Source organism: Janibacter zhangyanbonis (assembly GCF_050507325.1).
Taxonomy (GTDB): Bacteria; Actinomycetota; Actinomycetes; order Actinomycetales; family Dermatophilaceae; genus Janibacter.
On record NZ_CP191481.1, the window covers coordinates 335,248 to 357,704 of the forward strand.

24 protein-coding genes and 1 tRNA gene are annotated in these 22,457 nt (G+C 73.2%); 14 read left to right on the forward strand and 11 right to left on the reverse strand.

The features are described from left to right. Positions 1-39: 39 nt before the first annotated feature. A complete protein-coding gene (locus ACQBJO_RS01670) occupies positions 40-1,104 on the reverse strand; it encodes an NAD(P)-binding domain-containing protein (RefSeq protein WP_421008085.1) in 1,065 nt (354 codons plus the stop codon). Positions 1,105-1,158: 54 nt separating this feature from the next. On the opposite strand from ACQBJO_RS01670, the gene ispF reads away from it, so the two are divergent. Next, positions 1,159-1,662: a 2-C-methyl-D-erythritol 2,4-cyclodiphosphate synthase gene (gene ispF / locus ACQBJO_RS01675; RefSeq protein WP_255185136.1), complete on the forward strand. Its 504-nt coding sequence runs from the start codon at positions 1,159-1,161 to the stop codon at positions 1,660-1,662. Positions 1,663-1,696: 34 nt separating this feature from the next. On the opposite strand, the gene ACQBJO_RS01680 is transcribed toward ispF, so the two are convergent. Then, complete coding sequence (locus tag ACQBJO_RS01680) at positions 1,697-2,398, reverse strand: type 1 glutamine amidotransferase (RefSeq protein WP_421008086.1); 702 nt, start codon at positions 2,396-2,398, stop codon at positions 1,697-1,699. Beyond that, the gene (locus tag ACQBJO_RS01685; RefSeq protein ID WP_421008087.1) at positions 2,395-2,724 is read right to left on the reverse strand and encodes a hypothetical protein; all 330 of its coding nucleotides are present in this window, start codon (positions 2,722-2,724) and stop codon (positions 2,395-2,397) included. Before ACQBJO_RS01685 ends, ACQBJO_RS01680 begins: the two co-directional genes overlap by 4 nt. A gap of 93 nt (positions 2,725-2,817) precedes the next feature. On the opposite strand from ACQBJO_RS01685, the gene ACQBJO_RS01690 reads away from it, so the two are divergent. Further along, positions 2,818-3,906, forward strand: a complete 1,089-nt coding sequence (locus tag ACQBJO_RS01690) for an S-(hydroxymethyl)mycothiol dehydrogenase (protein ID WP_421008088.1) — start codon at positions 2,818-2,820, stop codon at positions 3,904-3,906. Continuing rightward, positions 3,903-4,532, forward strand: a complete 630-nt coding sequence (locus ACQBJO_RS01695) for an MBL fold metallo-hydrolase (RefSeq protein WP_421008089.1) — start codon at positions 3,903-3,905, stop codon at positions 4,530-4,532. Before ACQBJO_RS01690 ends, ACQBJO_RS01695 begins: the two co-directional genes overlap by 4 nt. 9 nt (positions 4,533-4,541) lie before the next feature. Here ACQBJO_RS01695 and ACQBJO_RS01700 read toward each other — a convergent pair whose 3' ends face one another. Beyond that, entirely contained in the window at positions 4,542-5,000 is a 459-nt protein-coding gene (locus ACQBJO_RS01700; RefSeq protein ID WP_255185141.1) for a hypothetical protein, read from the reverse strand. A gap of 40 nt (positions 5,001-5,040) precedes the next feature. Between ACQBJO_RS01700 and cysS the strand changes: the two genes are divergently transcribed. Next, positions 5,041-6,474: a cysteine--tRNA ligase gene (gene cysS, locus ACQBJO_RS01705; RefSeq protein ID WP_421008090.1), complete on the forward strand. Its 1,434-nt coding sequence runs from the start codon at positions 5,041-5,043 to the stop codon at positions 6,472-6,474. Further along, complete coding sequence (gene rlmB / locus ACQBJO_RS01710) at positions 6,474-7,430, forward strand: 23S rRNA (guanosine(2251)-2'-O)-methyltransferase RlmB (RefSeq protein ID WP_255185143.1); 957 nt, start codon at positions 6,474-6,476, stop codon at positions 7,428-7,430. The genes cysS and rlmB overlap by 1 nt, the downstream gene beginning before the upstream one ends. 167 nt (positions 7,431-7,597) lie before the next feature. Here the strand turns inward: rlmB and ACQBJO_RS01715 are convergent, their stop codons facing one another. From ACQBJO_RS01715 to ACQBJO_RS01730, 4 genes are read right to left on the reverse strand one after another with little or no spacing between them, the layout of a single operon-like run. Further along, positions 7,598-8,188: an RDD family protein gene (locus ACQBJO_RS01715; RefSeq protein WP_421008091.1), complete on the reverse strand. Its 591-nt coding sequence runs from the start codon at positions 8,186-8,188 to the stop codon at positions 7,598-7,600. Next, positions 8,185-9,435 carry a DUF4032 domain-containing protein gene (locus tag ACQBJO_RS01720; protein WP_421008092.1) on the reverse strand — a complete coding sequence of 417 codons (1,251 nt, stop codon included), beginning with the start codon at positions 9,433-9,435 and terminating at the stop codon, positions 8,185-8,187. The genes ACQBJO_RS01715 and ACQBJO_RS01720 overlap by 4 nt, the downstream gene beginning before the upstream one ends. Before the next feature lie 57 nt (positions 9,436-9,492). After that, positions 9,493-10,242 carry a trehalose-phosphatase gene (gene otsB / locus ACQBJO_RS01725; RefSeq protein ID WP_421008093.1) on the reverse strand — a complete coding sequence of 250 codons (750 nt, stop codon included), beginning with the start codon at positions 10,240-10,242 and terminating at the stop codon, positions 9,493-9,495. A 1-nt stretch (position 10,243) separates the two neighbouring features. Continuing rightward, positions 10,244-11,680, reverse strand: a complete 1,437-nt coding sequence (locus tag ACQBJO_RS01730; protein WP_255185147.1) for an alpha,alpha-trehalose-phosphate synthase (UDP-forming) — start codon at positions 11,678-11,680, stop codon at positions 10,244-10,246. 88 nt (positions 11,681-11,768) lie between these two features. On the opposite strand from ACQBJO_RS01730, the gene ACQBJO_RS01735 reads away from it, so the two are divergent. From ACQBJO_RS01735 to ACQBJO_RS01760, 6 genes are all read left to right on the forward strand, one after another. Beyond that, a complete protein-coding gene (locus ACQBJO_RS01735) occupies positions 11,769-12,197 on the forward strand; it encodes a CBS domain-containing protein (RefSeq protein ID WP_421008094.1) in 429 nt (142 codons plus the stop codon). A gap of 70 nt (positions 12,198-12,267) precedes the next feature. Next, complete coding sequence (locus tag ACQBJO_RS01740; protein ID WP_421008095.1) at positions 12,268-14,067, forward strand: serine/threonine-protein kinase; 1,800 nt, start codon at positions 12,268-12,270, stop codon at positions 14,065-14,067. After that, positions 14,064-15,650, forward strand: coding sequence for a threonine/serine ThrE exporter family protein (locus tag ACQBJO_RS01745; protein WP_421008096.1), 1,587 nt, complete (start codon positions 14,064-14,066; stop codon positions 15,648-15,650). Before ACQBJO_RS01740 ends, ACQBJO_RS01745 begins: the two co-directional genes overlap by 4 nt. Before the next feature lie 178 nt (positions 15,651-15,828). Continuing rightward, on the forward strand, positions 15,829-16,650 hold the full coding sequence (locus tag ACQBJO_RS01750; RefSeq protein ID WP_421008097.1) for a transglycosylase family protein: 822 nt from the start codon (positions 15,829-15,831) through the stop codon (positions 16,648-16,650). Positions 16,651-16,912: 262 nt separating this feature from the next. Next, positions 16,913-17,638, forward strand: coding sequence for a transglycosylase family protein (locus ACQBJO_RS01755; protein WP_303708012.1), 726 nt, complete (start codon positions 16,913-16,915; stop codon positions 17,636-17,638). A gap of 75 nt (positions 17,639-17,713) precedes the next feature. After that, positions 17,714-17,789 (forward strand) — tRNA-Thr (locus tag ACQBJO_RS01760). A 112-nt stretch (positions 17,790-17,901) separates the two neighbouring features. Here the strand turns inward: ACQBJO_RS01760 and ACQBJO_RS01765 are convergent. Then, the gene (locus ACQBJO_RS01765) at positions 17,902-18,312 is read right to left on the reverse strand and encodes a transporter substrate-binding domain-containing protein (protein ID WP_421008098.1); all 411 of its coding nucleotides are present in this window, start codon (positions 18,310-18,312) and stop codon (positions 17,902-17,904) included. A gap of 23 nt (positions 18,313-18,335) precedes the next feature. On the opposite strand from ACQBJO_RS01765, the gene ACQBJO_RS01770 reads away from it, so the two are divergent. From ACQBJO_RS01770 to ACQBJO_RS01780, 3 genes are read left to right on the forward strand one after another with little or no spacing between them, the layout of a single operon-like run. Further along, entirely contained in the window at positions 18,336-19,301 is a 966-nt protein-coding gene (locus ACQBJO_RS01770) for a glucosyl-3-phosphoglycerate synthase (RefSeq protein WP_421008099.1), read from the forward strand. Further along, complete coding sequence (gene folP, locus ACQBJO_RS01775; protein ID WP_421008100.1) at positions 19,298-20,158, forward strand: dihydropteroate synthase; 861 nt, start codon at positions 19,298-19,300, stop codon at positions 20,156-20,158. Before ACQBJO_RS01770 ends, folP begins: the two co-directional genes overlap by 4 nt. Then, positions 20,155-20,814 carry a hypothetical protein gene (locus ACQBJO_RS01780; protein WP_421008101.1) on the forward strand — a complete coding sequence of 220 codons (660 nt, stop codon included), beginning with the start codon at positions 20,155-20,157 and terminating at the stop codon, positions 20,812-20,814. The genes folP and ACQBJO_RS01780 overlap by 4 nt, the downstream gene beginning before the upstream one ends. Before the next feature lie 4 nt (positions 20,815-20,818). Here ACQBJO_RS01780 and ACQBJO_RS01785 read toward each other — a convergent pair whose 3' ends face one another. Then, complete coding sequence (locus ACQBJO_RS01785) at positions 20,819-21,877, reverse strand: thermonuclease family protein (RefSeq protein WP_421008102.1); 1,059 nt, start codon at positions 21,875-21,877, stop codon at positions 20,819-20,821. Positions 21,878-21,967: 90 nt separating this feature from the next. After that, complete coding sequence (locus tag ACQBJO_RS01790) at positions 21,968-22,438, reverse strand: GNAT family N-acetyltransferase (protein ID WP_421008103.1); 471 nt, start codon at positions 22,436-22,438, stop codon at positions 21,968-21,970. Between the last annotated feature and the right edge of the window lie 19 nt (positions 22,439-22,457).

Sequence of the window (22,457 nt, forward strand, 5' to 3'; positions counted from 1 at the left end):
CAAAACCCTAGGGTTTTGCAGAGTTGTGTGCGCAAGACCCTAGGGTTTTGCAGGGTTGGGGGCGGCCAGGTGGGCGCGGACGGCCAGGGCCGCGGCGCGGCCGGCGCGGTTGCCGCCGATCGTGCTCGCCGAGGGCCCGTAGCCGACGAGCTGCACGCGGGGGTCGCGGGCCGCGGTCACCGAGGTCTGCACGTCCCGTGATCCCGGCAGCAGGGCGATGCCGCCCTCCGCACTACGCAGACCCAGCGGCGCGAGGTGGCGCAACGCGGGGCGAAACCCGGTGGCCCACAGGATCGCGTCGAAGCGCTCGGTGCTGCCGTCGGCCCAGCGCACCCCGTCGCGCTCGATCCGCTCGAACATCGGCCGGCGGCGCTCGTAGACCCCGGTCCGCGCCGCGGCCATCTCCTGGGGGCGCAGCGAGAGCCCGGTGACGGAGACGACGCTCGCCGGGGGTCTCCCTTCGCGCACCCGCTGCTCGACCATCTCGATTGCTGCCCGGCCGGAGAACTCCGTCGTCCACACCGGCGGCCGGCGCGTCACCCACTGCACGTGCGCGATCGTCGCGAGCTCGCCGATGAACTGGACGGCCGAGGCGCCGCCCCCGACGACGAGCACGCGCATGCCGCGAAAGTGCTCGCGCCCCGGGTAGGCGACGGTGTGCCACTGCTCCCCGGCGAAGTCGCGCTGCCCGGGGTAGGTGGGGACGAAGGGGTGGGTCCACGTGCCCGTCGCGTTGACGAGCGTGCGCGTCGTCCACGTGCCGGCGTCGGCGTGCACGACGAGCAGACCGTCGTCGTCGGTGACCCGCTCGACGCGGACCGGGCGCAGCACGGGCAGGTCGTGCGACTGCTCGTAGTCGTCGAACCAGCAGGCGATGACCTCGTTGGCCCGCTCGGTGCTCTCGCCGGGCGCGGGCGCATCGGGCAGGTCGGCGACGCCGTGCACGTCGGCCATCGTCAGCGAGTCCCACCGGTGCTGCCAGGCGCCGCCGGCGTGCTCGTTGGCGTCGAGCACGACGTGGTCGATGCCGAGCCGGCGCAGGTGGTGGCTCGCCGAGAGCCCGGCCTGACCGGCACCGATGACGAGGGAGTCGAAGGGGGTCACGCTGCGTCCAACGCAGGTGCGGCCGCGGTTGATCCCGGCTGCGAGACTGTCGCCATGAGTGCACACGAGGTCGCCCGGCTGCCGCGCACCGGGATCGGTGTCGACGTCCACGCCTTCGCCGCGCCCGACTCCGGGCGCGAGCTGTGGGTCGGCGGGCTGCTGTGGCCCGGCGAGGTCGGTCTCGAGGGGCACTCCGACGCCGACGTCGCCTGCCATGCGGCGTGCGACGCGCTCTTCGCCGCGGCCGGCATCGGTGACCTCGGCCAGCACTTCGGCACCGGGCGCCCCGAGCTCGAGGGCGCCTCTGGCGCAAGGCTGCTGGCCGAGGCCGCGCGTCTGGTGCGCGAGGCGGGCTTCGAGATCGGCAACATCGCGGTGCAGGTCATCGGCACCCGGCCCAAGATCGGCACCCGTCGTGACGAGGCGCAGCAGGCGATGTCCGCTGCCTGCGGAGCGCCGGTCAGCCTCAGCGGCACGACGACCGACGGGCTCGGGCTCACCGGTCGGGGCGAGGGTGCGGCTGCGATCGCGACCGCCCTCGTCGTCGCGGTCGCCTAGATGTACTCGGCCGTCAGGTTGTTGACGCCCGCGCTCAGCCCAGGCGCGCGGCGAAGGCCTCGGTCACCGGACGCCACGCGGCCTCGATGGCCGGCTGCGCCTGCTCGACGGCGGCCAGGGCTGCGGGCACGTCGATGCCCTCGACCTCGGGCGCCCCGGCGTCGGAGGCCGCCCAGGCCGTGACGATGTCGAGGTCGGCCTCGGGGTGGCCCTGGACGCCCCAGACGGTCGGGGCGAGCCGGGCGACGAGCAGGTCGCCGCGCTCGTTGTCGGCGAGGGCGACCGCGCCCTCGGGCAGCCGGGTGACGATGTCGTCGTTCCACTGCGGCACGGGCGCGCCCGCCGCCGCAGCGAGCACGGCGTCGTCGGCGAGTTGGTCGGTGCTGCCGACGGTGAGCACGCCGATGGTCCTGCCACCGGGGTTGCGCCCGACCTCGCCGCCGAGCGCGACGGCCGCGAGCTGGTGGCCCAGGCAGATGCCCAGTGCGGGGGTGCCCCCCTTCGCCGCGGTGCTGATGAGGTCACGCACGGCCGGCAGCCACGGGGCCACCTCGTCGTCGCGGCAGCCCATCTGGCCACCGAGCACGAGCAGGCCGTCGTGCCCGGAGAGGTCGGCAGGCAGCGCCTCGCCGGCGTAGGGCCGGCGCACGTCGAGCTCGACCCCGGCGTCCCGAAGCCATGTCCCGACCCGGCCCGGCGGGCAGGTCGTCTGGTGCTGGACGACGAGCAGGCTCATCGCGACGTGCCCGGCGTGCCGCGACGGCCCGAGACGGCGCCGGCGCCGAGGAGCGCCAGGCCCACGACGTTGAGCACGAGGGTGGGCAGCGAGACGATCCAGTAGGCGCGGTAGAAGCCGTCGAGCTGGTAGAGCATGAAGGTGCCCACGACGCTCACGGCCTGCGCGGCGAGGAGCGCGGCGACGCCGCCGACGACGAGCTTCCACCACATCCCCTCGTCACGACGCAGCAGCGCCCACCCGCCGATGACGAGTGCCGTGATGGCCAACGGAGCGGCCCATCCCACCTGCGTGATCAGTTGACGGAAGGCGACGTCGAGTCCCATGGGCCGACCCTATGTCGCGGTCGTCACGTGATGGGCCAAGATGGGAGCGTGAGAGCCGGGCCACCGGTCTCCGCCAAGCGAAGGAGTTGCACCGTGCCGCAGACCGTCAAGGCAGTCATCGCTCGTTCGAAGGGAGGCGATGTCGAGCTCGTCGACATCGTCGTGCCCGACCCGGGCCCGGGTGAGGCCGTCGTCAAGGTCCAGTCGTGCGGGGTGTGCCACACCGACCTGCACTACCGCGAGGGTGGGATCAACGACGAGTTCCCCTTCCTCCTCGGCCACGAGGCCGCGGGTGTCGTCGAGGCTGTCGGCGAGGGGGTCACCGAGGTGGCGCCCGGTGATTTCGTCATCCTCAACTGGCGGGCGGTGTGCGGTCAGTGCCGCGCGTGCCGGAAGGGCAAGCCGCAGTACTGCTTCGACACGCACAACGCGACCCAGAAGATGACCATCGCCGAGACCGGCGAGGAGTTGACCCCCGCGCTGGGTATCGGCGCCTTCGCCGAGAAGACCCTCGTCGCTGCGGGGCAGTGCACCAAGGTCGACGGGGACGCCGACGCGGCGGCCGTGGGCCTGCTGGGCTGCGGTGTGATGGCCGGCTTCGGTGCCGCGGTCAACACCGGTGAGGTCACTCGTGGTGAGTCGATTGCGGTCATCGGGTGCGGTGGTGTCGGTGATGCGGCGATCGCCGGCGCGAAGGTTGCGGGTGCGACGACGATCATCGCGGTGGACATGGATCCGCGGAAGCTGGAGATCGCCAAGGGCTTCGGTGCCACGCACACCGTGGATGCGAGCGCCGAGGACACGGTCGAGCGCATCCGTGAGCTGACCGGCGGCTTCGGCGCCGACGTGGTCGTCGAGGCGGTCGGCCTGCCGCAGACCTACGAGCAGGCCTTCTACGCGCGCGACCTGGCCGGTCGGGTCGTCCTCGTCGGCGTCCCGACCCCGGACAAGGAGGTCACCCTCCCGATGATCGAGATCTTCGGCCGAGGTGGTGCCCTCAAGTCGAGCTGGTACGGCGACTGCCTGCCCAGCCGTGACTTCCCGATGCTCGTCGACCTCTACCGCCAGGGGCGCTTCGACCTCGACGCCTTCGTCACCGAGCGGATCGGTCTGGGCGACATCGAGTCGGCCTTCGACAAGATGCACTCCGGTGATGTGCTGCGCTCGGTGGTGGTCCTGTGACCGCGCGCATCGACAAGGTCGTCACCTCGGGGAGCTTCGAGCTCGACGGCGGCTCGTGGGAGGTCGACAACAACGTCTGGCTCGTCGGCGACGACGCCGAGGTGATCGTCATCGACGCCGGGCACGAGGCCGCCCCGATCCTCGAGGCGGTCGGTGACCGCACCCTCAAGGCGATCGTCAGCACCCACGCCCACAACGACCACGTCAACGCCGCGGCGCAGGTCGCCGAGGCGACGGGCGCGCCGATCCTGCTGCACCCCGACGAAGCACCGCTGTGGCGGATGACCTACCCGGACCGTGCTCCCGACGGCGCGCTCGCGCACGGCCAGGTCATCACCGTCGCCGGCACCGACCTCACGGTGCTGCACACTCCCGGCCACGCACCGGGCGCCTGCTGCCTGCACGCCCCCGAGCTCGGGGTCGTCTTCTCCGGTGACACCCTCTTCCAGGGCGGCCCCGGCGCGACGGGGCGGTCGTACTCCGACTTCCCGACGATCGTGGAGTCCATCCGCAACAAGCTGCTGACCCTCCCTTCGGACACCGTCGTGCACACCGGCCACGGCGACGACACGACGATCGGCGCCGAGGCGCCCCACGTGCAGGAGTGGCTCGACCGGGGGCACTGAGCCGCAGGGTCAGGCCGCGAGTGCCGGGAAGCAGACCGTCACGAGCATCGCCATCTCGACGATGGCGAAGGGGGCACCCAGCCATCGGACCACTGCGGCCTGGCTCTCGTCGGCCCCCGCGCGGGCGAGGGTCTCCTTGTCGGGGGCCAGGCCGGACCGGCTCGGCAGGACGTTGGCGACGACCGGGCCGAGCGGCACGAGGATCGCCACGAGCAGGCCGCCCAGCGGCCACGTCCGGTACGTCGTCTCCTCGCGGACGGCGAGCACGACGAGCCCGCTCATCAGGAGGATCGTGATGAGGACGCCGTGCAGCAGGAGCACCCGCGCGGCCGTGCGCCACGCGCCCGAGCCCGGGCGAAACCACAGCCGCGTGAGCTGACGCCCGAAGGCGATGCCCACGCCGAGGGACCAGAGGCCGAGGAGCACGGCGAGGGTCACGGCCGCCCACGACGGCATCTGGGTCGTCACGAGGCCAAGGTAACCACCTGCGCCCGTTAGCCTTGGGCCCGTGACCCTGCAGCTCTTCGACACCGCCACGCGCGAGCAGCGCGACTTCGTCCCCGTGACCCCCGGTCGGGTGGGGATGTACATCTGTGGGCTCACGACCCAGGGTGCGCCGCACATCGGTCACCTGCGCTTCGCCGTCGCCTTCGATGTGCTGCGCCGCTGGCTCGTGCGCGGTCACGGCTACGACGTGACCCTCGTGCGCAATGTGACGGACATCGACGACAAGATCCTGCGCAAGGCCGCCGACACCGACGAGGAGTGGTGGGCGCTCAGCTATCGCAACGAGCGCTACACGAGCGAGGCGCTCGAGCTGCTCGGCGTGCTGCCGGCGACCTACGAGCCGCGGGCGACCGGGCACGTCCCCGAGATGGTCGAGCTGATCGACCTGCTCGTCGATCGCGGCCACGCCTACCCGGCGGCCGACGGCAGCGGCGACGTCTACTTCGACGTCAAGAGCTGGGCCGACTACGGCGAGCTGAGCCACCAGGGGCTCGACGACATGGTCGCGGCCGAGGACGCCGACCCGCGGGGCAAGCGCGACCCGCGCGACTTCGCGCTGTGGAAGGGCCGCAAGGCCGAGGAGCCGGCCACGGCGAACTGGCCGACCCCCTACGGCGAGGGGCGCCCCGGCTGGCACCTCGAGTGCTCGGCGATGGCCCGCAAGTACCTCGGCGACACCTTCGACATCCACGGCGGCGGCATCGACCTGCGCTTCCCTCACCACGAGAACGAGCAGGCCCAGTCGCGTGCCGCCGGGCTCGACTTCGCCCACTACTGGCTGCACAACGGCTGGGTGACGGTCAAGGGGGAGAAGATGGGCAAGTCCCTCGGCAACGCCCTCGAGGTCCAGCAGCTCGTGCAGGAGCACGACCCGCTGACCGTCCGCTACTTCCTCACCGCGGCGCACTACCGCTCGATGATCGAGTACCACCCCGGCTCCCTCGAGGAGGCGGGCGCGGCGGTCGAGCGCATCGCCGGTTTCCTGCGGCGGGCCCTGCCCAGCCAGACGGTCGTCGAGGCCGACCCGGCCGTCGAGCTGCCCGCCGACTTCGCCGCGTCGATGGACGACGACCTCGGCGTCGCCGGCGCGCTCGCGGTGATCCACGAGGCCGTCCGTGCCGGCAACACAGCCCTCGACGAAGGGGGTCGGGACGAGGCCGCGGAGATCGCCGCCACCGTCGTCGCGATGACCGACGTCCTGGGCATCAACCCCCTGTCGGCGACGTGGGGCGGTGCCGGTGGCAGCCGCGAGGAGGAGCTCACCGACGCCCTCGACGCCCTCGTCCAGCTGCAGGTCGAGGCGCGCGCCAAGGCGCGTGCGGCCCGTGACTACGACACCGCCGACCAGATCCGCGACGCACTCACCGCCGCGGGCATCACCATCGAGGACACCCCGGGCGGCGCCCGGTGGAGCCTCGGCAAGAAGGAGCACTGATGGCCGGCAACAGCCAGCGACGTGGCGCCGTGCGCCGCAGCGGGTCGAAGAAGGGCGCCCAGGTCGGCTCCGGCGGTCAGCGCCGCCGCGGCCTCGAGGGCAAGGGCCCGACGCCCAAGGCGAGCGACCGCCCCAACCACAAGGCCTACAAGATGTCGAAGGCCGCCGACAAGCGCGCCTCCGGCCGCCCGGGCCCGACGCGCAAGAAGTCCGGCTCCACCGAGGTCGTCGCGGGCCGCAACTCCGTGCTCGAGGCGCTGCGCACCGACGTGCCGGTGTCGACGATGTACGTCGCGAGCCGCATCGACAGCGACGACCGGGTCAAGGAGGCGCTCACCCTCGCCGCCGAGGCGGGCATCCCGATCATGGAGACGCCCCGCACCGAGCTCGACCGGATCACCGACGGCGCGGTCCACCAGGGCATGGCGCTGCAGGTGCCGCCCTACGACTACGCGCACCCCAAGGACCTCGTCGACTCGCAGATCCCGGGCACGCCGCTCATCGTCGCCCTCGACGGCATCACCGACCCGCGCAACCTCGGCGCGATCGTCCGCTCGACGGCGGCCTTCGGCGGCCACGGCGTCGTCGTGCCGTCCCGCCGCAGCGCGGGCATGACCGCCTCGGCGTGGAAGACCTCGGCCGGCGCGGCCGCCCGCGTCCCCGTCGCCCAGGCGGCCAACCTCGTGCGGGCGCTCGAGGACTACCGCAAGGCGGGCTTCTTCGTCGTCGGCCTCGACATGGACGGCGACGTCGAGCTGCCCGGCCTCGAGCTGGCGACCTCGCCGCTCGTCGTCGTCGTGGGCTCGGAGGGCAAGGGCCTCTCGCGCCTGGTTCGCGAGACCTGCGACCAGATCGTCTCGATCCCGATGAGCAGCAGCGTCGAGTCGCTCAACGCCGGCCTCGCCGCGGGCGTGACCCTCTACGAGATCGCCCGCCTGCGCACGGCCGCCCGCTGACCTGACCCGCCCCCTGCGCTCTCGGCTCCGGGGGTGCGGCTGCTCGCGGGAGCCCGCTGGCCACTGCTCGACAGGACAAACACCCCCTTCGCAAGGGTTTGGAACTCATGCGAAGGGGGTGATTTCCGGGTCACCCGGAAATCATGGGGCTGGTGTGGCGAGCGCCGTCAGGACTTGTCGACGTGCACGACGTGCGTGTGGCCGGCGATGTCGGCGAGCGTGCGGTCGTCGTGGTCGACGAGCATCCAGATCCAGCTGATGATGCCGGCGAACTGGTGGACCAGCTCGCGCAGCGCCGCCGGCCCGAGCCGCGGCACCGCGCCGGTCTCGGCATCGACGATGCGCAGGCCGGTGAGCCGCTTGCCCAGGCTCTGCCCGGTGCGGGTCACCCGCCACACCCGGTTGTAGGCGAGCATCGCCAGGGCCGTGACGACCGACAGCATCATGAGGACGACGCCGAGGGTGACCAGGGCGGTTGACCCGGTGCCCGGCACGCTGCAGCCGTTGGTGCCGTAGAGCGTGCAGTACTCCCGCTCGGGCAGGCCCTGCACGAAGCAGATGATGCCGATGACGAGCGGCACGAGCCCGGCGAGGGAGACGAGCAGGCTGTCGACGATGCCCGGCAGGATCCGGTCGCCGAAGCTCGCGCTGCGGCCGAAGCGCTGCTCCACCCAGGCGCGCGACCCCGGCCGCATCGGGTCGCTCCCCGTGACGAAGGGAGGGCCCGCGGGCTGCTGCAACGGGTCGGGCACGGTCATCTCGTCTCCCCCGGGTCGACGACGGGCAGCATCTGGGTGTCGGCACCCAGGACGGACTGCTCGTCGGGCTTGCTCGGCAGGACCTCTCGCAGATAGGCGGCGATGGCGTCCTCGATGGGCACATCGTGCCCCAGCCGCTCGGCCATGTACCACCGGTGCTCGAGGATCTCGTGGAAGATCTCGGCGGGCTCGAGCTTCGCCCGCAGCTCCGGCGGGATCCGCCGGGTCGTCGGCTCGTAGACGCGGGTCAGCCAGTCGTGGGCGACGAGCGACTCGTCGTCATTCTGCCGGTCCAGGGCGGCGCGGTAGGAGTCGAGGTCGTTGAGCAGGCGGCGGGCCTGGTTCTCCTCCACGTCGAGGCCGGTGAGGCGCAGCAGGCGCCGGCTGTGGTGGCCGGCGTCGACGACCTTGGGCTCGATGCGCAGGTGGGTGCCGTCGAGGTCGGTCGTGATGGCCAGCTCGTCGACGTCGAAGCCCAGGGCGTTGAGCCGGCGGATCCGCTCGTCGACCCGCCACCGCTCGCCCGCGTCGAACCACTCGTCGCCGGTGAGCTCCTGCCACAGCCCGCGGTAGCGCTCGATGATGTCCTCGGCGATGGCGAGCGGGTCGAGCCCCTCGGGGAGGTAGCCGGCGGCGGCCAGGTCCATCATCTCGCCGGCGATGTTGGTCTCGGCGAGATCGAGGTCGTGCTCGCGCTGCCCGGTGCTCAGCCGGTCGTGCAGCTCACCGGTCTCGGCGTCGACGAGATAGGCGGCGAAGGCGCCCGCGTCGCGGCGGAAGAGCGTGTTGGACAGCGACACGTCACCCCAGAAGAAGCCGGCGAGGTGCATCCGGGCGAGCAGCGCGGCGAGGGCGTCGGCGAGGCGGACGGCGGTGTCCTCGCGCAGGTTCTGGCTGAAGACGATCCGGTAGGGCAGGGAGAACTGCAGGTGCCGGGTGACGAGGCAGGCGTCGAGCGGCTCCCCGTGGGCGTCGGTGCGCCCGGAGACGACCGCGAGCGGCTCGACGCACGGCAGGTCGAGGCGGCGCAGCTGCCGCAGCAGCCGGTACTCGTTGCGGGCGAGGTCGGCCTTGATCTCCTTGACCGCGACGATCCCGCCGGACAGCCGCGCGAAGCGCACGACGTGCCGCGAGATGCCGCGCGGCAGCGCGGCGAGCCGCTCGGCGGGCCAGTCCTCGAGCGGCACCGACCACGGCAGGTCGAGCAGGGCCGGGTCGGGCCGGGCGGCTGAGATGTCGAGGGGCACGGGTCCTCCCTTTCGCGGGTCCGGGTGGGCCCATCCGCCCAGTGTGGCGCAGCCGCCTCAGCGAAGGGAGGCAAGCGTCGCGAGGATCTCGGGCACGGCCGTGGCGTCGTCGACCCGGGCACTCGCGGCGGTCTCGCCGGCCCCGACCTTGATCCCGAGGTCACCCTCCCCGAGCACGGCGAAGGCGTGCTCGTCGGTGACGTCGTCGCCGAGGTAGACGGTCGCGTCGACCCCGAGCGCGCTCGCGAGCTCGCGCAAGGCGGTGCCCTTGTCGGCCCGCAGCACGCTCAGCTCGTGCACGCCCTTGCCGGCCAGGTGGGTGACACCGGGGGCGGCGGCGGCCTCGTCGGCGATCGCGGCAGCCGTAGGCAGCACGTCGTCGGGCAGGCCCCGGGTGTGCAGCACGACCGCAGCAGGCTTGTGCTCCAGGCGGATGCGCGGCTCGCTGGCCGCGACGGCGGCCTCGACGGCCCCGCGTAGTGCGGCGATCGCGGCCGCGGTGCCCTCGGGCAGGTCGCCGCCCCGGCTCGACTGGGCGCCGTGGCTGCCGATGCGGGTCACGGTCGACCCGGCGAGCCCGGTCAGCTCGTCGAGGGTCGCCAGGTCGCGCCCGGAGACGACGGCCGACCACGTCGCCGGGGCGGCCGCCAGCGCGGTGAGCGCCTCGAGTGTGCCCGGCTGGGCCCGGGAGTCCATCGGGTCGACGACGAAGGGAGCGAGCACCCCGTCGAAGTCCGTGGCGACGAGCAGCCGCGGTGCGGCCGCGACCGCGGCCAGGGCCGTGGTGAGCTCCTGCGGCAGGGGCACGTCAGGCCCCCTTCGTGCCGGGCTTGTGCGGTGCCGTCTCGAGGTTGGTGAGGAAACGGTCGGCCCACCGCTGCACGTCGTTGTCGGCGACGCGGCGGCGCAGCGCCCGCATGAGGCGACGCCGCTCCTTGTCGTCGGTGCGCAGGGCCCGCAGGATCGTCTGCTTGAGCCCCTCGATGTCGTGGGGGTTGCAGACGAAGGACTGGTGCAGCTCGTGCCACGCGCCGGTGAACTCGCTGAGCACGAGGGCCCCGCCGTTGTCGTGGCGGCAGGTGACGTACTCCTTGGCGACGAGGTTCATCCCGTCGCGCAGCGGGGTCACGAGCATGACGTCGGCCGCCTGGAAGAGCGCCGCCATCTCCTCGCGCGGATAGCTCTGGTGCAGGTAGTGCACGGCCGGGGCGCCGAGCGCGCCGTAGGTGCCGTTGATCCGGCCGACGGTCGTCTCGACCTCGGTCCGCAGCCGCTTGTAGGCCTCGACCCGCTCGCGGCTCGGGGTCGCGACCTGGACGAAGGTGACCTCCGGAGGCCGCAGCGTGCCCTGCGCGAGCAGCTCCTCGTAGGCCTTGAGCCGGTGGCGGATCCCCTTCGTGTAGTCAAGCCGGTCGACGCCGAGCATGACGATGTCGGGGTTGCCGAGCGAGGTGCGGATCTGCCGCGCCCGCTCCTGCACGGGCTCGCTGCGGGCGAGCTCCTCAAGGCCGGAGGCGTCGATGCTGATCGGCACGGCGGAGGCGCGCACGACCCGCTCGGTACCGTCCGCGTCGCGCGTGGTCACCGTGTCGCCGCGGGTGGCGCGGCCGTCGAGCCGGCGGGCGGCGCGCAGGAAGTTCTGCGCGTCGGCGACCCGCTGGAAGCCGAGGTAGTCGGCGCCGAGCAGCCCCTCGATGATCTGCGAGCGCCACGGCAGCTGGGCGAAGAGCTCCACGGGCGGGAAGGGGATGTGGTTGAACCACCCGATCCGCACGTCGGGCCGCATTCTGCGCACGAGCGCCGGCACGAGCTGCAGCTGGTAGTCGTGGATCCAGACCTTCGCCCCGGGTGCGGCGACCTCGCACACCGCCGCGGCGAAGCGCTCGTTGACCCGCTCGTAGGCCTGCCACCACTCGCGGTGGAAGTGCGCCGGGACGATGACGTCGTGGTAGATCGGCCAGAGCGTGTCGTTGCTGAAGCCCTCGTAGTAGGTCTCGAGCTCGTCGGCGGACACGGGCACGGGGTGCAGCCACATGCCGGCCTCGGCGAAGGGAGCGGGAGCCTCGCCGGGCTCGCCGGCCCAGCCGACCCAGGCCCCGTCGCGACCGCGCATCACCGAGTCCATCGCGGTGACCAGGCCGCCGGGGGAGCGGTGCCACTCCTCGCTCCCGTCGGCGGTGAGGACCCGGTCCACGGGCAGGCGGTTGGCGGCGATGACGAGGTCGTACGTGCGCTGGGTCGTCACGGGGGTGCACCTCCGGGGCTCGATGTCCCCACCCTATGTGCCCGCGCTCGACCTTCCCTCGGCGGTCCCGGGCCACTACCGTCGGTACATGAAGATCTCGGACGTACTGCGCAGCAAGGGCACCGACGTCGTCACCGTCGCGCCCGATGCCACGGTCGGTGAGCTCCTCGCCCTGCTCGCCGAGCACCGCATCGGTGCGGTCGTGGTCTCCACGGGCGAAGGGAGTGTCGACGGCATCGTCTCGGAGCGAGATGTCGTGCGTCGCCTCCACAGCGACGGTGTCGGCGTCCTCGAGGGCCCGGTGAGCGCGATCATGACCGCCGAGGTGCACACCTGCGACGAGCACGCCGACGTGCGTGACCTGGCGGGCGAGATGACCGACCGGCGCATCCGGCACGTGCCCGTCGTGCGTGACGGGCAGCTCGTCGCCATCGTGAGCATCGGCGACATCGTCAAGCAGCGCATCCGCGACCTCGCGGCCGAGCGCGACCAGCTCGAGGCCTACATCACCCAGTGACGGCGGCGCCACAGGCCGCGCTCAGGAGGTGCTCCGTGATCTCACAAGGTCGGCCTTCTACGCTGATCCCATGACGACAGAGCTCATCGGGGACGACCCCGCCCCGGACGAGCGCGGCCACGTCAGCGTCGCGGACTTCGACACGATCGGTCCCTACCGCGTGCTCCAGCAGCTCGGGCAGGGCGGGATGGGCATCGTCCACCTCGCGCTCGACGCCCGTGGGCGCGCGGTGGCGGTCAAGGTGCTGCGCACGCACGTCGCCCACGACGACGACGCCCGCGCCCGCCTCGCCCGCGAGGTCGACACGCTGGCGCGGGTGCGCTCGCAGCGCATCGCGCCGGTCTTCGACGCCGACCTCGAGGCCGACCAGCCCTACATCGTCACCCGTTACGTCCCCGGCCCGAGCCTCGAGCAGCACGTCCGCGAGGAGGGCCCGCTCGACGCCGAGTCGCTGCTGCGCCTGGCCCGCGGCCTGGCCGAGGCGCTGCGCGCCATCCACGAGGTCGGCGTCATCCACCGCGACCTCAAGCCGGGAAACGTCCTCATGCTCGACGGCGACCCGGTCGTCATCGACTTCGGCATCGCGCACGTCGCCGACACCTCGCGCATGACGATGACCGGCCTCGTCATGGGCACGCCCGGCTACCTCTCGCCCGAGCTCGTCGAGGGCGGCGACGTCACCCCGGCGACCGACTGGTGGGGCTGGGCGGCGACGCTCGTCTTCGCCGCGACCGGCCGCTCTCCCTTCGGCCGTGGCGGCATGGAGGCGGTCCTCGCCCGCGTGTGCCGCGGCGACGCCGACCTGCACGAGGTCGACCCCGAGCTCGCACCGCTGCTCTACGCGGCGCTCACCCCCGACCCGCAGCTGCGCCCGGACGCCGACGAGGTGCTCATCGCCCTCGAGGCCTGGGCGCGCGGCCGGCCGGTGACCGACGTGCTCCCGCAGCGCACCCGCGCCCTGCAGGCCGACGCGACCCGCACGCTGCCGCCGGTCGCGGCCGCCGGCGCAGCAGGCGCTGCCGCGGGCGCCGCCGGTGCGGCTGCCGGCCGTGCGCCCGCGCCGCAGCGCGCCGAGCCCCCGGCACCGTGGGGGAGCGGTGACTGGACCGACCCCCGGCCGGCCCCCGCACCCGACCCCACGCCCGCCCCGGTGGCCCAGCCCGACCGCGGCGGCTGGGGCATGCTGCCCGGGCAGGAGCGTGCCCCGTGGCCCGGTGCCGGTGCACCCGCGGCCGGAGCGCTCGATCGCCCCGGCGACCCGCGCATCGGCAAGCCGCGCCGCAGCGACGTGCTCGCCGCCCTGCTCGCGGCCGCGGTCGCGATGGCGACGGCCGTCCCCTTCGTCGGTCTGGCCCTGGCCGTCCTGTGGTCCTGGCTCGCTCGCACCGTCGACCGGTCGATGACCGCGACGGTGCGCCGCCGGCACCAGGCCGGTCGTCGACGCAGCGACGGGGTCGTCGCCGCGATGGCCTCGCCATGGCACCTCGTCACGGCCGCGCTCGCGACCGTCGTCACCTCCCTGCTGCCGGTCGCCGTCGGCGCCGCCGGACTGCTCGCCGCGGCCCTCGCGCAGAGCGCCGTCGACGGGCTCGGCGTGCGGCTGTCCGCGCCCGTCCCGCTCGCCGTCGGCTCCCTGCTCGCGCTGCTCGTCGCCTGGTGGGGCCCCGGTGGCCCGAGCCTGCGTCGCGGCAGCCGCTCGCTCGTGCGCGGCGTGACCGGCCCGTCGGCGCTGCGCGTCCTCGTCCTCGGCGTGTTCGTCGTCTTCGCCGTCGGCGTGCTCGGCGCACTCGCCGCCGGGGCGCTCGACGTCTCGTGGTGGCCCGACGTCTCCTCGCCCCTGCCCGGCCCGGAGCAGCTGCCCGGACGATGACCAGCAGCACCCCGCCCCCTCCGCGGCCCACTCCCCGGCCGCGGCGCCGACCCGGCCCGACGCCCGAGGAGCTGACGACGACCGGGTCGATCCCGCAGCGTCCGCAGCCCAAGCCGCGGCGCCGCCCGACCCTGCGCGGCGAGCAGCCGACCGAGACGATCCCGCTGCGCGGCTCCCTGCGCGGCACGCCCTACCGCGACCCCCGCGTCACCCGCGCTGTCGCCGAGGAGCAGGCCGCCGCCCACGCGATGGACCTCGCCCTGCGGGTCGCCGAGATCATGCTGCGCTCGGGCTCGTCGGCCGCCGGTGTCGAGGCCGCGACGATCGCCGTCGGCGTGGCCGCCGGCCTCGAGGACCTCGACGTCGACCTGACGATGCAGTCGATGCACATGCAGTGCCGCACGCCCTCCGGGCAGACGATCAGCCGGCTGCGCGTCGTGCGCCAGCCGCGCCTCGACTTCGCCCGGCTGGCGATGGTCCACGCGCTCGTCGACGACCTCGTCTCGGGCGACATCGACCTCGAGCAGGCCGACTCCCAGCTGCGCGAGATCAGCCGCACCCCGCGGATGTGGTCGCGCTGGTTCGTCACGCTCGCCGAGGGTGGCGTCGCCGCCGGTGTCGCGATCATCCTCGGCGCGGGCAACTTCGCCGTCCTCGTCGCGCTGCTCGCCGCCTGCGTGACCATCGGGCTCGCCTCGCTCGTCGACCGGCTCAACCTGCCCGACTTCTACCTCGGCGCCCTCGGCGGGGCGGTCGCGACGTTCGTCGCCTTCCTCGCCTACGTCCTCGGCACGTGGTCCGTCGTGCCGATCTCACCGTCGGACTTCGCCTTCATCGTCGCCGGCGGCATCGTCGCCCTGCTGCCCTCGCGCACCCTCATCTCGGCGATGGAGGACGTGCTCTCCGGGTTCCCCGTGACCGGGTCGGCGCGCATCTTCGCCGTCATGCTGCACACCTTCGGCCTCATCGTCGGTGTGGCCGGCGGCCTGGGCATGAGCCTGCAGGTGGGCGAGCTGCTCGGCATCGGTCTGCAGCCGCCGCCGATCGACAAGCTGGCGTGGGCCTCGGCAGCGGTCCCCATGGTTGTCGCCGGAGCGGTGCTCATCGGGCTCGCCGGTGCGGTCACCCTCCAGGGCAGCCGCCGGATGCTCGTGCCCGCGTCGCTGCTCTGCGCCGTCGGCGTGGCCGTCGCCGCGGTGATCACGCAGGCCGGCCTCGGACGGGTCACCGCGACGGGCATCGCCGCCGTCGTCATCGGCTTCGCCGCCCGGGTCATCGCGCTGCGCATGGACGCGCCGGCCCTGACGATCGCCGTGCCCGCGACCTTCGGCCTCTTCCCCGGACTGGGCATCTTCGTCGGTCTGTACCACATGACCAGCCCCACGACATCGAGCGGCGGGGACACGACGCAGGGTCTCTTCAGCGTCCTCGGGGCGCTCGGCGTCATCATGGCGATCGCCACCGGGACCACCCTCGGGGACCGGCTGGCGGCCCCCTTCGACGCCCCTGTGGCACAACGGCGCCGGGCCGCTGTCGAGCAGGAGGGCGCGGGTCGCGAGGACGAGGGCTGGGAGATCGTCTGACCCGTCGGGCGGTCGCCGACCTGGTGTGGCCTTGACCATGTCCTGACGAAATCCGGGCGGATCGTTTGACTCGCTAGATCACGAACAGGTAACGTCGCCGCCGTCCGTGACAAAGCCAGATCCCCTGGCCCGCTTCGACCACGAAGCCCCTGAACTCCGTGGAAGGAACCACACCCCCATGTTCTACAGCCCCAAGCACGCCCAGACGAAGCAGTCCTCGCCCGCTCGCCGCCGCATCGCCGGCGTCGCCGTGGCCGGTGCGACCGCCACCGTGGGCACCATCGCGTCCGCCCAGGGCGCCTCCGCTGCCACCACCTCCTCCGTCTGGGACGCCGTCGCCCAGTGCGAGAGCGGTGGCAACTGGTCCATCAACACCGGCAACGGCTTCTACGGTGGCCTGCAGTTCACCACCCAGACCTGGAACGGCTTCGGTGGCGGCAAGTACGCCCCGAACGCCCACCAGGCCACCAAGGCGCAGCAGATCGAGATCGCCCAGAAGGTCCTCGCGACCCAGGGCCCCGGCGCCTGGCCCGTCTGCTCGCAGAAGGCCGGCCTGACCCAGGCCAACGGCGGCGCCGCCGTCGCCTCCACCCCGGAGCCCGCCCCGGCCCCGGCCCCGGCCCCGGCCCCGGCCCCGGCCCCGAAGCCGGCCCCGGCCCCGGCCCCGAAGCCGGCCCAGCAGACCGAGCAGCAGGCGCCGCAGACCGCGTCGCGCTCCGAGGTCCGCACCCCGGCCGCCACCGGCGCCGGTCTGGCCGTCGACGGCATCCGCGGCCCGAAGACCAACGCCGCCATCGAGAAGTGGGTTGGCGCCCAGCAGGACGGCACCCTCTCCGTCGACGACATCAAGGCCCTCCAGGGCGAGGTCGGCACGGCGCAGGACGGCATCATCGGCCCGAAGACCACCGGTGCGCTGCAGTCGGTCGTCGGCGCCACGCAGGACGGCATCTGGGGTCCCAAGACCACCGCTGCCCTCCAGACCTACCTCAACGGTCGCTGATCGCAGCAGGCTGACGGGCCGAGCTGATCGGCCCGACTCCTCCGCACGAAGGGGAGGGGAGACCACTGGTCTCCCCTCCCCTTCGTCATGCCCGGACGGTGGGCGAAGGGGGCGTGGAGGCCGTGACGGAAGGTGTCCGAGGGCCCTGAGTTACAGGTCTGTATTTACGTTGCAGGTGTTGTCTGTGTGACTGGAGTGTCCTTAGCGTCTCTCTCGGACCTGCGCGGGGACCCCTGCCGCGCTCCGTCGAAAGAGGATCTTCATGTTCAGCACCAACGACTTCCCCGACCAGCCCGTCGGGCGCCGTGGCCGTCGTCTGCGGATGGCCGGTGGCGCCGTCGCGGCCGGCGCGCTCGTCGCCGGCGGCTTCGTCGTCGCCTCCAATGCCGGCGCGTCCGACACGGTCTGGGACCGCGTCGCGATGTGCGAGTCGTCCGGCAACTGGTCGATCAACACCGGCAACGGCTTCTACGGCGGCCTGCAGTTCACCTTCCAGACCTGGAAGGGCTTCGGTGGGCAGAAGTACGCCTACACGGCCAACCGGGCGACCAAGGCGCAGCAGATCGAGATCGCGCAGGAGGTGCTCAAGGTCCAGGGCCCCGGCGCCTGGCCCGTGTGCTCCCAGCGCGCCGGCCTGACGGTCGCCAACGGCCTGGCCGTCGACCCCTACGGCACCGGTGAGCGCCCCTCGCGCGACACCACGCGTCCGCCCGTGACGTCGACCGGCGGCAAGCTCGTCGTCGACGGCATCCAGGGCCCGCGCACCAACGCCGGCATCGAGAAGTGGGGCGGCCGCCCGATGAACGGCTACCTCGACTCCGGTGACAAGCGCGCCCTCCAGGCCCGCGTCGGCACCGCGCAGGACGGCGTCATCGGCCCGATGACCACCCGCGCGCTGCAGCGCAAGGTCGGCGCCGACGTCGACGGCAAGTGGGGCCCGCAGACCACCTCGCGCCTGCAGAGCTGGCTCAACAACAACGTGCTCTGATCGCACGACCGGCTCGGTGACGACCGGGGCCGCGGGCTACGATGCCGCGGTCCCGGTCGTCGCACGTCCGGGCCCGCTGGCGTGGCGCAATTGGTAGCGCACCTGTCTTGTAAACAGGTGGTTGAGGGTTCGAGTCCCTTCGCCAGCTCCACGGTGCCAGCGCGTCGTCCTGCAGTTCGTGGCGCGGCCTGATCTGAGGCCCCGGAGATCCAACGGTTCTGCTGGCGCGGAGAGGCGAACTGCAGGGCGACACGCGGTCGGGCTCAGCCTCGCTCTGCCAGCCAGGCGTCGATCGACTCCTTGAGCGGGGTCTCCTGGTCGCCCACGAGGACCGTGCCGGCGTCACCCGCCGACGAGGTGGGGGTGACCCCCTTCGTCTCGCCGTCGGCACCGATGATCACGTCGACCTCGCCGCGGTCCACGGCAGAGGCCAGGGCGTCGAGCTCGCCGACCTGCCAGCTCGGGTGCGCCCCGATGGAGTCGGCGTAGTCGCTGATGAGGTCGGCGGCCGGGCCGGTGACCTCGCCACCCTCGGTGGGAACGGTCCGGGGCGGGTTGTCGACGACGCCGACGGTGAGGATGCCTGTGCTCTCGGCACGCGACAGCGCGGACCCGGGGTCGGAGCACGCGGCCAGCAGCAGCGGCAGCACCAGGGTCGCCAGGAGTCGTCGCATGGCCCCCATCTTGCCTGCATACGATGAGCGACATGCGCCCGTCGACCCGTGAGTGGCTGTCGGCGCGCAGCCACGTCCACACGGACTTCGACGCCGCCTCCCTCGTCGCCGACCTCGGGGCGAAGGGGGAGTCCGTCGCCGTGGTGGTCCCGGCCCGCAACGAGGCCGCCACCGTCGGCGATGTCGTGACCGGTCTGCGGCGCGAGCTCGTCGAGGCGGTCCCGCTCGTCTCCGAGCTCATCGTCATCGACTCCGACTCGACCGACGACACCGCGAGCATCGCGGCCGACGCCGGCGCGACGGTCCACCGCGCCGCGGACATCGCGCCCCACCTCGGCACCCACCAGGGCAAGGGCGAGGCGCTGTGGAAGTCGCTCTTCGTCACCACCGCCGACCTGCTCGTCTTCGTCGACGCCGACCTCACCGAGTGGGGTCCCCACTTCGTCACGGGCCTCGTCGGCGCCCTGACCGCCGACCCGGCGACGATGCTCGTCAAGGGCTGGTACGACCGCGTCATGGACGTGCCCGGCCGCGCCCCGAGCACCGAGGGCGGGCGCGTCACCGAGCTCGTCGCCCGCCCGGTCCTCGACCTCTGGTGGCCCGACCTCGCCGGCGTCGTCCAACCGCTCGCCGGGGAGTGGGCGGCCCGCCGCTCGCTCATGGAGCGCCTGACCGTCCCGACCGGCTACGGCGTCGAGATCGCCTCGCTCCTCGACACCCACACCCGCCACGGCCTCGACGCGATCGCCCAGGTCGACCTCGGCGCTCGCGCCCACCGCCACCAGAAGGACCACGACCTCGCCGTCATGGCCGCCGAGCTCCTCGCCGTCGTCCACGCCCGCCGCCACGGCGAGCCGGTCGACGTCGCCGTGGCGAGCGAGGAGCTCGAGCAGTTCACCCGCGACGGCGGCTGGCGGACCCGGGCGGTCCCCCTTCGCCAGCGGCCACCGGCGATCACCCAGCCCGGCTACCCCGCAGGAGCCCGATGAGACTCGGCCGTCACCCCTTCGCCGACGACGCGATGCTCGTCATGGCGATCGTCAACCGCACCCCCGACTCCTTCTACGACAAGGGCGCGACCTTCGCCGAGGACAAGGCGATGGAGCGCGTCGACCTCGTCGTCGAGCAGGGCGCCGACATCGTCGACATCGGTGGGGTCAAGGCCGCGCCCGGCGGTGACGTCGACGTCGCCGAGGAGATCGACCGGGTCGCCGGGCTCGTCGCCCGCGTCCGCGAGGCCCACCCGCAACTGGTGATCTCGGTCGACACGTGGCGGGCCGAGGTGGGCGAAGCCGTCTGTGCCGCAGGCGCGGACGTGCTCAACGACGCCTGGGGCGGAGCCGACCCGGGCCTCGTGGACGTCGCCGCTGCGCACGACGCCGCCATCATCTGCACGCACACCGGCGGGGTCGAGCCCCGCACCCGGCCCTTCCGCACCGGCTTCGAGCGGGACGTCGTCGCAGACGTCATCGAGGGGGTCCTCGGCTACGCCGAGCGGGCGGTGGCCGCCGGCGTCGCCCGCGAGTCGGTCGTCATCGACCCGGCGCACGACTTCGGCAAGAACACCCACCACACCCTCGAGGTCACCCGCCGCCTCGACGAGATGGTCGAGACCGGCTGGCCCGTGCTGGTGTCGTTGTCCAACAAGGACTTCGTCGGCGAGACCCTCGATCGCCCGGTCGACGAGCGCCTCATCGGCACGCTCGCGACGACCGCCGTCTCCGCGTGGCTCGGCGCGCGGATCTACCGCGTCCACGAGGTCGCCGAGACCCGCCAGGTCCTCGACATGGTCGCCACCCTGCGCGGCGAACGCCCTCCGGCCCGCACGATCCGGGGGCTGGCATGATCCGCGCCGCCGTTGTCGTCCCGGCCGCCCCCGCCCTGCTGCCCGGCATCGGCGGCACCGCCGATCCGCTGGCTGACGTACGCGAGCGGGCTGCCGCACTCGTCGCCGCCACGGCAGGGACGAAGGGGGCCGACCGTCTCGTCGTCGTGGGGTCGGGCCCGGCCACTCGCGTGTGGCTCGGCGACGCGCCCTCGGGCGCAGCCCGCTTCACCACCGGCCGCGTTCTCGACGGGGCGCTGCCCACCGACCTCGAGATCGGGCGCCTGCTCGCCCCCTCCACAGGGGGCGAGGTCGTCCTCCAGTCGGTCGCCGCCGACGCGACGCCGCAGGAGTGCGCGAGCCTCGGCCACGAGCTGGCAGCCGACCTGCCCGCCGTGCTGCTCGTCGTCGCCGACGGCCCCGCGACGCTCACCGAGAAGGCGCCGGGTCACCTGCAGCCGGACGCCGCTCCCTTCGCCGCGGAGCTGAGCAGGGCTGTGGCGCAGGCGGACTCGGCTGCGCTCGCCGCCCTCGACCCGGCCGTCTGCGACCGGCTCTGGATGCGCGGTCGACCGGCCCTGCAGGTGCTCGCCGCCGCGACCGACGGTCTGGCCGGCGAGCTCGTCGCGGACGAGGCCCCCTTCGGCGTGCAGTACCTGCTCGCCCGCTGGGCCTGAGGGGTCACAGGGGCTGGCCGGTGTCGCAGTCGATGTAGGTGAAGGTCTTGCCGCCCGGCGCATAACTGCGGCAGGGCGCAGCGTTGTTGGGCCGGGGCTTGGGCGCAGAGGTCGTCGGCGGGGGCGCGCTCGTCGTCTGCGGCGTCGGTGTGGGCGCGGGTGGCGGGGCAACAGGGGTGGGCGTCGTCGTCGGAGCGGGTGGGGGCGCCGGCGTCGTCGGTGCCGACGGCTGCGGGGCACTCGTCGTCGGCCGGGGCGCGGGCTTGGGCTTCGGCGTGGGGGAGGGCGAGGGCTGCGAGGTCGGGCTCGGCTTCGAGGTGGCCTTGGGCTTGGGGGCGACCCTCTGGTTCTGCGTGGCCTTGGGCTTCGGCGTGTGGCGCGCGACGATCTTGCTGAGGCGGCTGATGGTGCGGGCGCGCTCGGTCGTGCCCATCAGGCGTGAGCCGAAGCTGTCCGGGTCGCGCAGGATGGCCCGCAGGGCCACAGCCTCCTTGTAGGCCGCCGCCCGGTCGCCGTCCTCGACGGCTTGGTCGACCCGCTCGCTGCGGGCGGCGACGGTGCAGCCGTGCGCCGGGTCGAAGAGCCCGATCTCATTGCTCGAGGCCTGCTCGTGCGCCGCATCCACCGCCGCGCGATAGCGGAAGTTGGGCGCGATGTGCATCGGCACGGCGAGGCCGAGGCGCACGAGGTCGGCGTTGACGAAGCCGCGCCCGTCGTGGACGCCGCGCAGCTCACGGTCGTAGCGGTCCCGGCTGTCCTCGTCACGGGAGAGCTTGACCTCGCTGCCGACGGGCAGCCGCTCCCGCAGGTAGTCCGTGGCCTCCTCGGCAAGGCACTCGGAGTCGGCGCCCTGACGCCCCACCTCCGGGGTGTCGATGTTGAGCAGGCGGACCCGGTGGACGCTGCCGGAGTAGCGCACGTCCAATGTGTCGCCGTCGACGATCTTCACCACCTCGGCGACACGGTCGTCCGGCTGGCGGACCGCGGCGGCGACAGTGAGGCCGCCGGCGGCGACGAATGAGGCGGAGAGGGCGGCGGTGACCACGGCCGCAGTGCTGGGCATGGCTGCACCTTAGAGCCGAGACGCCATACCCGGTAGGGGTGTTTCTTTCCGGCGTGACACGGTGCCCCCCGACTCCGGCTGGGGGAGGGGTCACACCTCGAGCTTGAAGCCCTCGTGCGTCGCGACGTAGCCGAGCCGCTCGTAGAAGCGGTGCGCCTCGGGGCGCCGCTTGTCGCTCGTCAGCTGCACAAGGGTCACCCCGCGGGCGCGCGCCTGGTCGTGGGCCCACTCCATGAGGGCACCGCCGAGGCCGCTGCCGCGGGTGCTCGAGTGGACCCGCACGCCCTCGACGATCATCCGCATCGCGCCGCCGCGGCTCAGGCCGGGGACGAAGGTCAGCTGCAGCGTGCCGACCGGCACGTCCTGCTCGTCGCGCACGATCGCGAGCAGCTGCTGCGGGTCGGCGTCGACCGCGTCGAAGGCCGCGAGATCGGGGGTCAGGTCCGTGCCCTCGCGGCCGGCGCCGATGACGTCGTCGCGCAGCAGCGCCGCGATGTCGGCGACGTCCTCGCGGGTGGCGCGGGTGACGACGTCGGCCGTCGCGGTGGTGATGCGGTCCATGGGTCTCCTCGGCGGTGCC